This is a genomic window from Nitrococcus sp. (genome assembly GCF_059432795.1).
Genome location: NZ_JBXWZQ010000178.1, coordinates 1 through 14772 on the forward strand (window position 1 = coordinate 1; position 14772 = coordinate 14772).

A 14772-nucleotide genomic window follows, 5' to 3' on the forward strand; every position below is an offset into this window, starting at 1 on the left:
AACCAAAGCCGCAGCGGCTTACGGGTTTTCTCCATGATCGTCCCCGCGGTTACCGTCGTCTGATGATGGCAATCCAGGCAGTGCAGACGGTGGCGGCTGATCGCCGAGAGGCGCTCGCCACCACAACGCGAGCACCAAGGCCGTGCGCCCCAGCGCACCGCAATCAGGTACTCCCGGCAGGCCTCCTCAGTGGGGAAGCGCCACTCGAACTCCAACAAAGTCTACGGAAACTCGCGCCAAAGCTGATCCGGGTCCTCTGCACCCATTCTTTGCTCCCAGCTCACAGCAGAAATGCCGTCTAATATACATTAGGTGCTAAGCGGATAGGCATGGTCATCACCTCTAATGGATTTGTCACGGCGGCCGCTGACTTCAATGATTTCGGCCGAGCGATTGAACAAAAATTACGCGGCGAGACTGGCGCGGCCATTAGCATACCGGATCCGCCTCCGCTAGTGCTCTTGGGTACCGGCCTGATGGGCTTGGTGATCCGCCGGCAGCGCTACCGCGCTGCGTAAGCTTTCTCGCCGCGACAAGCAGCGATAACCGTGGCTATCGCTGCTTGTCCCCCCGACTCATCCCGATCGACTCAGTGAGAACCACAGGCCCCAGCCTCAGGCTCCCGCCAAGCACGGACCGGGTCGCCAAGCCACCGGGGTGCATCTCCGCCGTGAGCGTCATTCAAAAACACCCCGCGTCATAAATACTATAAGGTGTGATCTCTATCATATCCCGGCGAGAATCGCCTTCGACTCGTGTTGCACGCGCTACTTTATTCATTCCTGCTTCTGACCGGCAGCGTGCTGCTCACTTCCTGCTCGACGCTGCCGAATGTCGACCACCCGAGGCACTCGGCTCACGGGGGGGACGCTGGATTCTACGGTGCCCAAGGCCCACTCAGCCGCGCGCAGAGCGAAGCCATCATCGCCAGGCTCGAGCGCGAGTCGCCGGGCAGCGATTGTATCCTGAGGCGACATTTGGCAATCGAGCGGGCGATCACCGCAAACGCGCTGGTCCTTGTCAACAGAGCCACCCTGCTCGTCGACGGGCCTGCGACCTACGCGGCCATGTACGACGCCATCAGAAAGGCCAAGCACAACGTCAACCTCGAGACTTTCATCCTCGAGAATGATCCGCTCACCCGGACGCTAACCGAGCTGCTGATCCGCAAGCGCTCCGAGGGAGTAGAGGTCAACCTGATTTATGACGCCGTGGGCGCCATCGGTACTCCGGCGGCATTTTTCGAGCGCCTGCGCGCCGCGGGCATCGAGCTGTTGGAGTTCAATCCCGTCAGTCCACTGAACCCCGACACGCTTGCGCGCATCAATAACCGCAACCACCGCAAACTGCTCATCGTTGACGGCAGAATCGTCTTCACGGGCGGGGTCAACCTGGGCTCGGAGCTCAGCGGCTCGGGATCCAGCGCCTCACAGGAAAGCGAGCGGGGGCTGTCGTGGCGGGATACCAATGTGCGGATCGAAGGCCCGGTGGCCTCCGAGTTTCAGAGAGCCTTTCTCCGGCACTGGAAAAGTCAGGCCGGGCCCGCGCTTGCAGAGAGCGAGTATTTCCCCCCGGTCCGGCCGAGCGGCGCGCATATCGTACGGGCGATCGCAAGCCGCGCGGACGCGCCCGTGCCGCTGATCTATTCCACGCTGATCTCGGCAATCCGCAGCGCCAGCCGCAGGATTCATATCACGGGGGCCTATTTCGCGCCCAATCCTCATTTCGTGCGGGCACTCAAGGACGCGGCGCGGCGTGGGGTCGAGGTGATCCTGGTCCTGCCGCAACACAGCGATTCCTGGCTTCCGCTTGCGGCCGGGCGTTCGCACTACACCGCCTTGCTGGAGGCGGGGATTTCGATCTACGAGCGCCAGGATTACGTCCTGCACGCCAAGACCATTATGATCGATGATGTTTGGTCTACCATCGGGTCCAGCAATCTCGATTGGCGCAGCTTCCGCCACAACGATGAAATCAACGCCGTCATTCTCGGACGTGACTTCGCCGGGCAAATGCAAACACTGTTCGAGGACGACCTGAAGCATTCGAAACGCATCACGCTGGCTCAATGGCGCCAGCGCTCGCTTTGGGCGCGAATCAAGGAAGCGCTTGCCCGTTTTTGGGACTGGTGGCTGTAGCAGAAAAGCCGGCAGCGGCTGCTGCTCGATTAGCCGATCCGAGCGGTAGCGGTTCAGGGAAACTCGCACGCGGCTTTGCTGGGGGGCGCCGTATTTGAATTCCGTTTTCTTTGCTATCGTCTTGGTCTCTTTCGCCTTCGCCGGTTGGGGCCAGATCACTGGAAGCAGCGCCAGCATGCAGGCGCTGAGTCAGGGCATGATCGATTCCGCAGCAGGCGCCGTGGAATTGGCGATCGGCCTCATCGGGGTCATGGCCCTGTTCCTGGGCTTGATGAAGGTGGCGGAAGCCGGAGGCTTGCTCACCATCATCGCACGGCTCATCAGCCCATTGATGAGGCGGCTGTTTCCGGAGGTGCCGCCGGAGCACCCGGCGATGGGCGCCATGATCCTCAACTTCTCGGCCAATGCCCTGGGGCTGGGCAATGCCGCTACCCCATTCGGAATTCGGGCGATGCAGGAATTGGATCGCCTGAATACCAAACCGGGCGTCGCCACGGACCCGATGGTGTTGTTCCTGGCCATCAACACATCCAGCGTGACGCTGCTGCCGACGGGCGTCATCGCGCTGCGCGCCTCCGCCGGCTCCCATGATGCCGCCGGAATCCTGCCGACTACGCTGGTCGCGACCCTGACCGCCACCGCGGTAGCCGTCGTGGCGGCCAAGCTTTACCGTTCGCTTACACCGTTCGCGAGCGCGCCCGTGTTGAACGAGACCCATCGCATTGACCCGGCGCCGGATTCCAAGCCCGCCGAGGCCGCGGAGACGGCCATTAAGCATACGGGCGAACCCTATCCGTTGTGGATTTCCGCAGTGGCGCTCGGCGCCCTTGCCGCCCTGATCCCGCTCACGATCGTCTTCGGCCAAGCGCTTTCGGCATGGATCATCCCCCTGCTGTTCGTAGGCTTTCTGACGTTCGGCATTCTCCGCCGGGTTCCGGTCTACGAGACCTTCGTCGAGGGCGCCAAAGACGGATTCTGGGTAGCGGTGCGAATTATCCCGTATCTGGTAACCATTCTGACAGCCGTCGGCATGCTCCGCGCCAGCGGCGCGCTCGAGGCCATGATCGATCGTCTCGGGCCGTTGACGGAAATGGTCGGGCTGCCGGCACAAGCGCTGCCCATGGCCTTGTTGCGGCCACTGTCCGGTTCCGGCGCCTACGGCATCCTGGCTTCCATCATCCAGGATCCCGCCATCGGCCCGGACAGCTACATCGGTTATCTGGTTTCGACCCTGCAGGGCTCGACCGAAACCACCTTCTATGTCCTCGCCGTCTATTTCGGCGCCATTCAAATTCGGCGCATACGCCACGCGCTCGCCGCCGCCCTTACCGCTGACCTTGCCGGCATTTGCGCCGCGGTGGCCATCTGCTCATATCTTTATCGGTAACAAGGTTCTCCGCAGAAATTGGAAAAATTGATTCTCACCGAATGGCGACAGCATGGGAAAGGCCCTATCCCATATTCCGGCCCAGATTAAAGCTGTTATTAACGTATTGTACAAGCGGCAATCCGACTATCAGCGATACTTACATGGCTGGGTTTGACTCCGTGCGACCTGGTATCCCTGTTGAAATGCCGCAGTCAAATCACCGCCGCTAAGAGAATCATCATACGCCGAAGGCATTGGCTCTCGCCGTTCCCCTTCTCTACCGCACTCGTCCGCGAGACCAATATCGTATCCGACCCTATAGGCTTCATCTACCGAAGGCCGAGATGAGTCGCCGCAACCGGCGATGACGGTCACCGTAACCAACAACGCCGCGTGGCTTATTCGTCCCATATTGCTCGTTCTCTAACCATGCCTCGCGTAGTGTTCTAGGAACCTAACGCCATTGTATAAGAAGTGCATAACGCCTCTGACGAGTCGGGCGATCAGCGGACGCGAACTGCATGAGTTCCTTATGCATTGACAAGTTCTTCGTTGACTTGGCGAATTAATGCTGTTTCCTCAAGAGAAAAATGACTCATAAGGAAGCAGTAATTAGTAACTGCCCTATCAAGCAGTTCCTTTGCTTCTGACTCCGCATCAAACAATATAGGCCCGCTCCTGTGCTTTGTGTTGTTCTTGGCACGATTCATCAGATTGGCAATGGCCTTAACGTCGCCCTTGGATTTAAACCCGGATAACTTGACGGTTGCAGCCTTCAAACTCGCATACGAGGAGGTACCACCAACCTCCTCAACGTACCCGCCCAACACCTCTTCTGCAGCTCCCGCAAGATGCAGGCTGGCGAAATACGAATCGCCTTCGTAATATAGGCGCAAACTTTGGTTAAGTAATTCGCAGGCTACATGAAGCTTATCGAGATCGCTCACACGCTCCCTCCTTGATGCATTACGGAGTAACTTTTTCCTATGATTCGCGTCGGCCTGAGACAAACAAACCGAACGCGCCTTAAGCAAGCCGGATGCCCGGTGGCCAATTTTGGTGCTTAATCTCATGCTCGCTCACCGTCAAATTTGCTCGGTGGCACCAAGCAACGCAGCCGTCGAAGCTAACCTCCGATAACAATAATGCAGTTCATTCAAAATTGTCGTATCTAAACAACACTTCGTAAGACAAAGGCGAATCCAATTGCTGCACGAGCAAAGGCACTGTTCTCCATACAATTCAATGCCATGTTTCGCACAAGCTAATTTACCGCCTCTATATCGGTGACGCAGGTTTGGGATTTATCAGCGCTCACAGCTCGTCGAGGATGGCGCCGATGCCCTGATACGCCAAGGCGAGCTCCTCGCTTGTGATGCAGTACGGCGGCATCAGGTAGAGCACGTTGCCGAGCGGGCGCAGCAGCAGACCGCGCTCGAACGCCTTGCGTTTGATTGTGCCGGCCACCTGATTCAAATAGCCGGGGCTGTCAGGCGTTTTGACGTCCATGGCGGCAATGGTGCCGGTGACCCGAATTTTATCGAGCTTGGGATGCTCGCTCAGTTCCGCCAAGTGCGCGAGATGCGCCCGCTCCAGCGATTGGAACGAGGTCGCGCTTTGCTCGAGCAGCGCCAGAGTCGCGTTCGCGGCGGCGCAGCCGAGCGGATTCGCCGTATAGCTGTGGCCATGAAACAGGGTCTTGGCCGGATCCGAGCTGACGAACGTCTCATAGAGAGGCTCACTGCAGATCGTCACCGCCAAGGGCAGAAACCCGCCGGTCAGGCCCTTGGCGAGGGCGATCACATCCGGCTCCACACCGGAGCGCTCGCAGGCGAACCACGCACCCGTCCGGCCAAAGCCGGTCATCACCTCATCGAAGATGAGCAGCGTATTATGCTCGCGTGACAAGCGGCGCAGGGCTTGCAGAAATTCCGCACGGCACATGCGCATCCCACCGGCACCCTGCACCAGCGGCTCGATGATGATTCCCGCGTAGCGCCGGGGGTTTTGCTCCAGAAGCTGCGTCAGACGGCGCAGCGTCACGGCTTCTCTGGCTTCTACCTCGCTGTCTCCGCGCCAGGTCACCGGGTACGGCACGCACTCGACCGGGAAGAGCAGCTCTTTGAAAACATCCGTGAACACGGAGCGGGCGCTGACCGACATGGCTCCGAACGTATCACCGTGATAGCCGCCATCGAAGCAGATGAAGGATTCGCGTTTCTCGCCGCGATTGGCCCAATATTGCCAAGCCTGCTTGATGCCTACCTCCACCGCCGTGGAACCGTTATCCGAATAGAAAATCCGGTTCAATTGCCCAGGCAATTTCCCGGCGAGGGTTTCCGCCAGTTGCTCCGCCGGCTCATGCGTAAAGCCGGCGAAAATGACGTGCTCCAGGCGTCTTGCTTGTGCATGAATGGCGTCGGCGATTTCGGGCCTGGCGTGACCGAGCACATTGACCCACCAGCTCGATATCAAATCCAGAAGCTGCTCGCCTGTCTCCAGCTCGATCCAGGCGCCCTTACCGGAGTTCACCTTGAGCGGCGTTGGCGCCCCGCCGATCGGCGTGAACGGATACCAAAGATTGGGGTGGGAAGCTGATTTTTTTTCTGGCATAAAGCAATCGAATCTCACTGCTCGGCCGCGAATATTTTATCGAAGGCGTACTGCAACGTATTCGGCTCGATCGCAGTCAATTGATCGACTCTCCCGATAACCGGAATTTTTCCATAGTGCTCGATTGCCTCGCGATTTATTTCATTCTCCGGGCCGTTCATAATGACGCCGGCGATGGGTATCGCGTATTGGCGAAGCGCTTCGATGGATAACAAAGTGTGATTGATTGTACCAAGGCTAGTGCGTGTGACCAAAATGGCGGGAAGCGCTAAATAGGCGATCAGCTCGATCATCAAATGCGTGGAATTGATCGGCACCATCAATCCGCCCGCTCCCTCGACGATGATTCTCTCCTCCGGCGGTGCCGTGGGAAGCGTGAAGTCCTGCAAATGAATGCTCAAACCGTCCATTGCCGCTGCGGCATGGGGCGATAACGGCGCGTTCAAGCGAAAGCGCTCTGATGCGAAATAGCGATCGGGAAGCCGCGTGACGCGCTTCACGAATTGCGTATCGGTCTCCGCTTCGAGGCCGGATTGAATCGGTTTCCAGTAGCGCGCCCGCAACCCGAGCGTCAGCATCGCCGATACAACGGTTTTTCCGATCCCCGTGTCGGTCCCGGTGACGAAAAAGCGTTTCGGTAGCGGCAGACGATCATTCATCTCGGACCCGGCGATCGTTCTCGCGTCTCACTTCGCAATGCGGGCTCCAGTATCGCCCAGCATTGACCCGTATGGGAAAACGGCAACGCATGACCCGCTGCTTCGATTTCATGGTATCGGGCACGACGGCCGAACGTAGCGCATAGCGCCCGACCTTGCGCGACGGGTACGATCCGGTCCTCCGTGCCGTGCAGCAGGAGCACACGTGGCACTTTTTCGAGTTCCGCCGGCGCGATTTCGCTTTCACCCAGCACGAGCAGATCCTCAGCCAAGCGCTCTCGGGCAAGCGCATTTTTCACGCAGTGCTCAGAACGCGCCGGATGATAGCAACGTTGCATGAAGCGTTTGATCACGGCCTCGGGCGAGTGCGCGAACTGCTCCTGCATGCGTTGCAGGATCAGGCGCGACTTTTTCTCTAACCGTGGCGTTTGCCGATGGAAGCTCAGAAAGCCGTTGAATATCACCAAGAGATCACAAGAGTTCAACTGCCGCGCCGGGCAAAGATGGAGTCCGTAGGAATGCGCGAATATGACTTTTTGCGTATTCGCAAAGCGGAATACGGGATCGCGAGGTGCTCCGTAATAGCCTCGATCGAAGGCCTGCAACCGGCAAGAATCCCCCAGATAAGGCGACCACGCATCCCAGGCCTTCGCGTCGAACCCCCAACCATGGAAGGCGAGTATTTCAGTATCCAGCGTCAAGCCAGCCTCGCAGGGTCTGCAAAAGATAATCGACGTGCTCCGGGGTATGGTGGCTCGACAAGGCAATGCGTATCCGCGATTTGCCTGCCTCCACCGTGGGCGGGCGAATCGCCGTGGCCAGTATTGCGTTTTGCTCGAGCCAATGGGAGAGACTCAACGTTCGTTTTTCATCGCCGAGCATGATCGGAATGATCTGCGTGCTCGAGCTAAGGGTGTCGAAACCCATCCCGTTCAGTTTTTCACGCACGCGATCGCAAAGCCGATGCAGGTAGTCCCGTTCGCCTTCCAATCGGGGCACGAGCTCGAGGGCGGTTTCAATCGCTCCGATAACCGGCGGCGGCAACGCGGTGGTGTATATCAACCCCGGGCAGAAATTGATCAGGAAATCCTTCACGCTCCTGTCGCAGAGCGCGAAGGCGCCGAAGCTGCCATAGGCTTTGCCGAACGTGCCGAGCACGAGGTCGATGCCGCCTTTGTGCGCCGTCAAGCCCAGGCCGCGTTCCCCCCAGACGCCGACCGCATGGGCATCGTCGATGATCAAAAACGCATCGTGCTCCTTTGCCAGCGCCACCAGCCCGTCCACATCGGCGCGGTCGCCGTCCATACTGAACACGGATTCCGTGACAATCAGGATCCTGTCGAATCGCCCGCGCGCGTCTTTCAGGCGGCTTTCGAGCGCCGCCAGATCCCGGTGTCGATAGCGCCTGAAGGTCGCCCGGCTCAGCATCGCCCCCTGGATCAGGCTGTTGTGGCTGAGCTTATCCGCCAGCACGAGCGAGTCGCGACCGGCCAGGGCGGCAAGCAGGGTGCAATTGGCCTGAAAACCGGAATTGAACAGCAGGGCCGATTCACGCTCGTACAGGCGCGCGAGCATCTCCTCCACGCGGGTGTGGATATCGTACGTGCCGCATACGAGGCGCGAGCCGGTGGCCCCGGCGCCGTGGCTGTAGGCGTGGCGCGCGGCTCCCTCCCGCAGCTTGGCGTGGCGTGACAGGCCGAGGTAATCGTTGGAGCAGAAGCTCAGCATACGCCGGCCTGCCTTGTAGACGATCACCGGGTCGCGGGAATCGGGTATCAGCGGCTGCAGCGCACGCAGCTGCTCGTTTTCATTACGCGCCGCCAGCGCACGCTCGATGAAACCGTATTTGCGCATGGGTGATGTGTTCTCGTTGCCGCGCGATGCCCTGCCTGTGGCTCCCCGGGCCCGAACCGTGAGGCGAGCGACCGGGAACTCGCGCCCGTCGGCGACCGGCAAACCCCCAATCGCCTCAGCGCACCGCGGCACGGGCCTCGAGCGCATCCGCCAACGCTCGCGTGACCGGTCCGAACGGGTATTGCCACCGATTCAAGGCCACCACCGGCCAGATCCCGACCACGGAATTACAGACGAAAACCTCCTCGGCCTGCCCCAGGTCGGGCAGGCGGAGCTCCGCCTCCCGGCAGGACAGCGCCCGTTGCGCGGCCAGCTCAAGGATAATCTCCCGCATCACGCCGGCCACACCGCTTGTGCTCAACTCCGGTGTCAGCAGAGCCCCGCCCCGGACGATGAAGAGGTTGGTCATCGTGCCTTCGATCACCCGATCCTGGCAATCGAGCATCAAGCCTTCCGGAAAGCGAGTCTCGTCACGCCACTCCATGCGCGCCAGCACCTGCTCGAGGCGGTTCAGATGCTTGAGCCCGGCCAACGCCGGATTGATTGCCAAGCGCGTGCGACAAACCCGTAACCGTACGCCTTCCCGGGCACGCGGCTGCGCATGGGCAGGCCAAGGGTAACGCAGGACAAAGTGACGGCCGGGAGCGTGCGGGTCGGGACGGTAACCGCGCCCCCCGACACCGCGGGTCACGATGAGCTTGATGATTGCCCGTGACTGCCCGGCTGCGCAAGCGCTGATCTCCTCACGCAGCGGCCCGGCCTCGGGCGCCGCGATGTGCAGCCGTGCGCAGCCGGCCTCCAGGCGGCGCAAATGGTAAGCGAGCCACGGGATCCGCCCGTCCCGTACCGCCATCGTCTCGAACAGACCGTCGCCGTACTGCAGCCCGCGATCGCGCGGATCGAGCGGCGCCGGGGTGGGAATCCGCCGCTCACTCACCGCTGCACCGCCCCGCCCCTGGTTCGAGGGCGAGAATGAGGCCACGAGCCTTCGCCCGTGTCTCCGCCAGCTCTCTGTTCGGCACCGAGTCGACGACGATGCCGCCGCCGGCGCGGAAGCTCAGCGTCTCGCCGCAGCGCTGCATCGTGCGAATCAGGATGTTGAGGTCCATGCTGCCGTCGCGGTTGAGATAACCCATCGAGCCCGTATACGCGCCGCGCGCGGCCTGCTCCAGCTCGGCGAGTATCGCCATGCAGCGGATTTTCGGGCAGCCGGTGATGGTTCCGCCCGGGAAAACGGCCCGGATGACCGCACCCGGGGATACGCCGGGGGCGAGACGTCCCCGCACGTTGGAGACGATATGGTGGACATGCGCATAGGACTCCAAAGTCATCAGCTCATTGACCTCGATCGAGCCGGGTTCGCAGACGCGGCCCAGATCGTTGCGTTCGAGATCGATCAGCATGACATGCTCGGCGCGCTCCTTGGGATGGGCGAGCAACCCTCGACCGCTGTCGCGGTCCCGCTCGGGATCGCGGTGCCGCGGTCGGGTCCCGGCGATCGGGCGCGTCTCGACCACCCTGCCGCGCACGCGCACGAGCCGCTCCGGAGACGAGCTGATCACCGCGCGATCGCCCCAGGTGGCCAGGCCCGAAAACGGCCCGGGATTGGCCCGGCGCAGGCGTCGGTAGAGGGCGCTCGAGGCTGCCTCCGCGTGCAACCGGCCGCACCAGCGTCGCGATAGATTCACCTGGAATACGTCGCCGTCGCGAATGTAGCGTTTCAGGCGGCCAACCGCATCGAGGTAGCGCGCTCCCGGCTCCTCCGCTAATGCGCCGGCGAGTATGGGAGATTCGCTCGGCGGCGCTCGGCGAGCGGCGATCGCACGGAGATCGCCCTCGATCCACTCCAGCAGATCGTCGCGGCCCGGCTCGGCGACGAGCCAGGTGCGCCCATCCTGGTGGTCGCGAACAACGGCCGCGGGAATGCGGGTGGCGACCGCGGCTGGCAGCGCCGAGTCATCCTTGGGCAATTGGAGAATCGGCTCGATCTCTGCCGCCAGCTCATAGCCGAGAAACACAAACCATCCGCCGGTGAACGGCAACGTGGGAGCCGGCGACGCGTCGAGAAGCCGCGCCTCGCGCGTCCACCAGGCATCCAGATTTTCCAGAAAGCCCGCTCCGGGCGCGTCGATCGGACCGGATAGCTGCCCATCCGCAGCGAGCGCGAGCGTTTGCCCTGGAAACGCGAACAAAATATCGTAGCGACCCTGAGCGGTGCCCGTAGCGGCGCTTTCCAACAGGTGCGGATAGCGCTCGGGACGATGGATATGCAGATCCAACAGGTCCACCGCCTCGGAGAACGGTCGGGCGAGAGCCGGCGGCGCAGTCCCCTTCATCGACATCCAATCCTTTCTACCCTGAGCGTGCGCTAGCTTAACAGGCCCAAGCGCGCGCTCTGATCCAACGGTCGGCGTGCCCACGAACCCGGGTTGTCTACCGAGTTTTATGGCTCACGCGGCCGCACGGCTCTCTCACCGTTCGCGGCCACCCGCGTCCGGCCATAGCGGTCCATCAGCGGGGTGACGGAAACGCCGTGCACGACGATGGACAGCGCGACCACGATCAGGGTGATCGACAGGATTCTCAGCGCAACCGGCTCGGGAAGGCCATGTTGGATGGCGTACATCAGATAATAGAGCGAGCCGATACCGCGCACCCCGAACCAGGCCGCATAGGGCTTCATATGCGGCTTCACCGCCGCGCCGAACAGCCCCAGGTAGACCGAGAGCGGACGCGCCACCAAAAACACGAACGCCGCGGTCATGACCGCCTCCCACGTCCAGGAATTGAGAAACAAGCTGCCGCCGAGCAGCAGAATCAGCGCCACCTCAGAGAGGCGTTCCAATTGTTCGTTGAATCGCAGCGAGCGGTGAGCCATCAGTTCCTGGTCAGTGGCTTGGTCCTGCGGCTCGGCCATCGGCCGGAACACTTGCCGTCGCTCCGTCTGGCGCAAAGTCACGGCCGCGGCGAACACCGCCAGGAAGGCGTAGGCGGAGATCGCCAAGGCAATGCCGTTGGCCAACGCGATCAGGCCGAGGCCGAGAAAATCATCCATGAACACGGTTTCGCTGCGCCAGCGGCGCAGTAATCGGACACAAAGCACCAGTCCCCAGCCCAACACCACTCCCACCGCGACCCCGGCGGCGCTCGCCCACAGGACATCCACCAACAGCCAGCGGCCACCGGAGCCGATGTCGTGCAGACCGAGCAGCCCCAAACCCAGCATAACGAAGGGAAATGCGGTGCCGTCGTTCAATCCGGCCTCGCCGGTCAGGCTGAAACGCAGGCGGTCGCGGTCCCCGGGCCGCTTGACCTGAACATCGGTGGCCAGCACCGGATCCGTCGGGGCCAATATGGCCCCGATCAATACCGCCGCCCCCCATGAAAAATTCAGGCCATAGTGGGTAAACACCGCTACCAGTCCGACGCCGACCACCATGGAGAGCGTCGCCAGACGCAGAGGTATGCGCCAGAGGCTGGCGCGGATAGGGAGCTGGAGCTTGAGACCCGAGGTATACAGCGAGATGAGCACCGCAGCCTCGGTGAGGATTTCCAGCCACGCCGATTGTTTGAGCGGATTGAAATGAAACAGGTGGAAGACGCTCGGGCCGATGACCGCGCCGACGATCAAATAGAACAGCGCGGAAGTCACCGGCATGCGCCTGATGCGCGAGGCGAGCAGCCCCATCGACAGCAGGATGACGCCGATCAATAGATACCACCCGGTGGCCGTCATTGGAACGAATCCCGTTCAGTCACCACGCGATTGGCGAGCTCCCCAGGGCTTACGCATAACACCCTCGAAACGATCCCGAGAGCAGTTCTCGAAGGAAAACACGGCGACACGCCTTTGCCGCGCGCCGGCGGCGAACGCCGCGGAATAAATCCCACAACGAATCAGGCAATCGTTCATGTAGAGTAGTTTCGTGATGATTCCGCACGGGCATTCGGGTAATTGGAGGTCGCGATGAGCGAGGCACGCAACGCTGTGCCCATTGAGGTCTACTTCGACTACATCTGTCCCTTCTGCTATGTCGGCAATGCGCGGCTGCAGCGCATCGCCCGGCGCTATCCGCTCGCCGTGCACTATCGCTTCGTGGAGATCCACCCGGACAATCCACCGCAGGGCCGCCCCTTGTCCGAGCTCGGCTATCCCCCCGGGCAATGGCGGCGCATGATGGACAATCTCAAGGCCCTGGTGAGCGAGGAGGCGCTATCCATGGCGGAGCGAACCTTCACGACCAATTCACGGAAAGCGATCCTGCTCGCGCAGGCGACAGCGGATGAACGGCCGGCGGCCTTTCCCGCTCTTAATGAAGCGCTTTTCCATGCCTACTTTGCCGAGGGGCGGAATATCGGGGAAGAAGCCGTGCTGCGCGAGCTGGCGCAGCGCCACGGGATCGAGGACCTGCTCGTAGCGGCTTGGCAAGACGCCCGGTACCGACAGCGTCTGCTCGAGCACGTGGAGGCCGCCGCACGGATCGGCTTGACCGGGGTTCCCACCATCGTGGTCGCCGAGCAGCCTTTTTCCGGGGCGGTATCCATGGAAACACTCGAAGAAGCGTTACGCCGCGAATACCTTTGACGGCCTGAAACCCAGGTGATGCAAACGCGAGTCCCTTCCTTGAACTGAACAGCAACTTACGGCGTCCGGTCCCCGCCCAGTTGAAACCAGGCCGCAGGCCGCGCGGCTGCTACGCGGCCTCGAAAATGCCCGCCGCCCCCATGCCGGTACCGACGCACATGGTGACCATCCCGTAGCGCAGACCCCGCCGACGCAGGCCGTGCAGCACCGTGGCCGTGCGAATGGCACCGGTGGCGCCGAGCGGGTGACCGAGCGCGATAGCGCCGCCCAACGGGTTCACTCGCTCCGGGTCGAGATCCAGCTCGCGGATCACCGCCAGGCTCTGCGCCGCGAATGCCTCATTGAGCTCGATCCAGTCGAGCTGATCCTGACGCAGTCCGGCGCGCTCGAGTGCCTCCGGAATCGCCAGCTTGGGAGCGATCCCCATGATCTCGGGCGGTACCCCGACGACGCTGTATCCGACCCAGCGGCCCAGCGGTTCGATGCCCAGGCGCTTCACCATCCGTTCGCTCATGACGACAACCGCTCCGGCCCCATCGCTCGTCTGAGAGCTGTTGCCGGCCGTCACCGAGCCCTTCGCCGCGAACACCGGGCGCAGCTTGGCGAGGACTTCCGCCTTGGTACCGGGCCGCGGTCCCTCATCGGTATCCACCACCTGCTCGCGGATCGCCACGCTCCGGCCGTCAGCGGAGGGCGCCCGGTGTTGCACCGTATAAGGCCGTATCTCGTCGCGCCACTCGCCGCTGTCGATGGCCTGCAAGGCACGCTGATGACTCTGCACGGCGAAGGCGTCCTGATCCTCGCGCGAGACCTTCCAGCGCTCGGCTACCTGCTCGGCGGTCAGGCCCATGCCGAAGGCGATACCGACGTTCTCATCCTGCTCGAATATTGCCGGATTGAACGAGGGCTTGTTGCCCATCCAGGGAATGGCGCTCATGCTCTCGGCGCCACCGGCGATGATGCAATCCGCCTCGCCCAGTCGCACCCGATCGGCCGCCATGGCAATCGTCTGTAATCCCGAGGCACAGAAGCGATTGACGGTGGCGCCCGGCACCGAGTCCGGCAGGCCGGCGAGCAAGGCACCCATGCGCGCCACGTTGAGCCCCTGCTCGGCCTCGGGCATGGCACAACCGACCAACACGTCCTCGACCGCTGCCGGCTCCAAGCCGGGGACCGTTTCCATGACCCCGCGCAGTACGTGGACCAAAAGATCATCCGGCCGGGTGGAGCGGAACACCCCACGCGGAGCTCTGCCCACGGGCGTACGCACCGCTGCTACGATAAAGGCATCCTGAATCTGTGCCGCCATGGCCTCCTCCTGGATCAATTACGCAACGGCTTGCCGGTCTTGAGCGTATGGACGATCCGCTCCCGCGTCTTGGGGTTGTGCAGCAGCGCCATAAATCCCTCCCGCTCGAGATGCAGCAGCCAATCCTCGGATACGCGAAGCCCGGCGTCCACCTCGCCACCGCAGAGCGCGGTCGCCAATCGCGCGGCGACCTCGTAATCGTGCTCCGATATGAAGCCGCCGGAGCGCATGTTGACCAAAAAGGC

General features: G+C 62.0%; 13 protein-coding genes and 1 pseudogene. 3 read left to right on the forward strand and 11 right to left on the reverse strand.

The genetic code is table 11. The features are described from left to right. Window positions 1-197, reverse strand: a pseudogene (locus AC52Q4_RS12370) (transposase family protein); the annotation flags it as partial. 558 nt (window positions 198-755) lie between these two features. Between AC52Q4_RS12370 and cls the strand changes: the two are divergent. Together cls and AC52Q4_RS12380 are read left to right on the forward strand one after the other, a co-directional pair. Further along, window positions 756-2138: a cardiolipin synthase gene (gene cls, locus AC52Q4_RS12375; RefSeq protein WP_495537105.1), complete on the forward strand. Its 1383-nt coding sequence runs from the start codon at window positions 756-758 to the stop codon at window positions 2136-2138. Window positions 2139-2232: 94 nt separating this feature from the next. Continuing rightward, on the forward strand, window positions 2233-3525 hold the full coding sequence (locus AC52Q4_RS12380; RefSeq protein ID WP_495537106.1) for a nucleoside recognition domain-containing protein: 1293 nt from the start codon (window positions 2233-2235) through the stop codon (window positions 3523-3525). A 512-nt stretch (window positions 3526-4037) separates the two neighbouring features. On the opposite strand, the gene AC52Q4_RS12385 is transcribed toward AC52Q4_RS12380, so the two are convergent. From AC52Q4_RS12385 to AC52Q4_RS12420, 8 genes are all read right to left on the reverse strand, one after another. Further along, on the reverse strand, window positions 4038-4454 hold the full coding sequence (locus AC52Q4_RS12385) for a hypothetical protein (RefSeq protein ID WP_495537107.1): 417 nt from the start codon (window positions 4452-4454) through the stop codon (window positions 4038-4040). Between the two features lie 367 nt (window positions 4455-4821). Then, a complete protein-coding gene (gene bioA / locus AC52Q4_RS12390; protein ID WP_495537108.1) occupies window positions 4822-6120 on the reverse strand; it encodes an adenosylmethionine--8-amino-7-oxononanoate transaminase in 1299 nt (432 codons plus the stop codon). Between the two features lie 14 nt (window positions 6121-6134). Next, on the reverse strand, window positions 6135-6779 hold the full coding sequence (gene bioD, locus AC52Q4_RS12395; protein WP_495537109.1) for a dethiobiotin synthase: 645 nt from the start codon (window positions 6777-6779) through the stop codon (window positions 6135-6137). After that, window positions 6776-7480: an alpha/beta fold hydrolase gene (locus tag AC52Q4_RS12400; RefSeq protein ID WP_495537110.1), complete on the reverse strand. Its 705-nt coding sequence runs from the start codon at window positions 7478-7480 to the stop codon at window positions 6776-6778. The genes bioD and AC52Q4_RS12400 overlap by 4 nt, the downstream gene beginning before the upstream one ends. Further along, window positions 7464-8633 carry an aminotransferase class I/II-fold pyridoxal phosphate-dependent enzyme gene (locus AC52Q4_RS12405; protein ID WP_495537111.1) on the reverse strand — a complete coding sequence of 390 codons (1170 nt, stop codon included), beginning with the start codon at window positions 8631-8633 and terminating at the stop codon, window positions 7464-7466. Before AC52Q4_RS12405 ends, AC52Q4_RS12400 begins: the two co-directional genes overlap by 17 nt. Before the next feature lie 115 nt (window positions 8634-8748). Further along, on the reverse strand, window positions 8749-9570 hold the full coding sequence (pabC, locus tag AC52Q4_RS12410) for an aminodeoxychorismate lyase (protein ID WP_495537112.1): 822 nt from the start codon (window positions 9568-9570) through the stop codon (window positions 8749-8751). Then, window positions 9563-10969: an aminodeoxychorismate synthase component I gene (locus tag AC52Q4_RS12415; protein ID WP_495537113.1), complete on the reverse strand. Its 1407-nt coding sequence runs from the start codon at window positions 10967-10969 to the stop codon at window positions 9563-9565. Before AC52Q4_RS12415 ends, pabC begins: the two co-directional genes overlap by 8 nt. Window positions 10970-11076: 107 nt before the next feature. After that, window positions 11077-12369 (reverse strand): cation:proton antiporter, encoded by a 1293-nt coding sequence (locus AC52Q4_RS12420; protein WP_495537114.1) that lies wholly within the window; start codon window positions 12367-12369, stop codon window positions 11077-11079. 231 nt (window positions 12370-12600) lie between these two features. Here AC52Q4_RS12420 and AC52Q4_RS12425 point away from each other — a divergent pair, with 231 nt between their 5' ends. After that, window positions 12601-13218 carry a DsbA family oxidoreductase gene (locus tag AC52Q4_RS12425; RefSeq protein ID WP_495537115.1) on the forward strand — a complete coding sequence of 206 codons (618 nt, stop codon included), beginning with the start codon at window positions 12601-12603 and terminating at the stop codon, window positions 13216-13218. A gap of 109 nt (window positions 13219-13327) precedes the next feature. On the opposite strand, the gene AC52Q4_RS12430 is transcribed toward AC52Q4_RS12425, so the two are convergent. Both AC52Q4_RS12430 and AC52Q4_RS12435 read right to left on the reverse strand, forming a co-directional pair. Next, complete coding sequence (locus AC52Q4_RS12430) at window positions 13328-14527, reverse strand: acetyl-CoA C-acyltransferase (protein ID WP_495537116.1); 1200 nt, start codon at window positions 14525-14527, stop codon at window positions 13328-13330. Window positions 14528-14541: 14 nt separating this feature from the next. Further along, a partial coding sequence (locus tag AC52Q4_RS12435; protein WP_495537117.1) for a hypothetical protein occupies window positions 14542-14772 on the reverse strand: 231 nt, incomplete at its 5' end.

Bases quoted from the DNA above. Each gene is read 5' to 3' on its own strand.
- bioA (WP_495537108.1), bottom strand. From the start codon at position 6,120: ATGCCAGAAAAAAAATCAGCTTCCCACCCCAATCTTTGGTATCCGTTC.
- AC52Q4_RS12415 (WP_495537113.1), bottom strand. From the start codon at position 10,969: ATGAAGGGGACTGCGCCGCCGGCTCTCGCCCGACCGTTCTCCGAGGCG.
- bioD (WP_495537109.1), bottom strand. From the start codon at position 6,779: ATGAATGATCGTCTGCCGCTACCGAAACGCTTTTTCGTCACCGGGACC.
- AC52Q4_RS12420 (WP_495537114.1), bottom strand. From the start codon at position 12,369: ATGACGGCCACCGGGTGGTATCTATTGATCGGCGTCATCCTGCTGTCG.
- AC52Q4_RS12430 (WP_495537116.1), bottom strand. From the start codon at position 14,527: ATGGCGGCACAGATTCAGGATGCCTTTATCGTAGCAGCGGTGCGTACG.
- AC52Q4_RS12425 (WP_495537115.1), top strand. From the start codon at position 12,601: ATGAGCGAGGCACGCAACGCTGTGCCCATTGAGGTCTACTTCGACTAC.
- AC52Q4_RS12405 (WP_495537111.1), bottom strand. From the start codon at position 8,633: ATGCGCAAATACGGTTTCATCGAGCGTGCGCTGGCGGCGCGTAATGAA.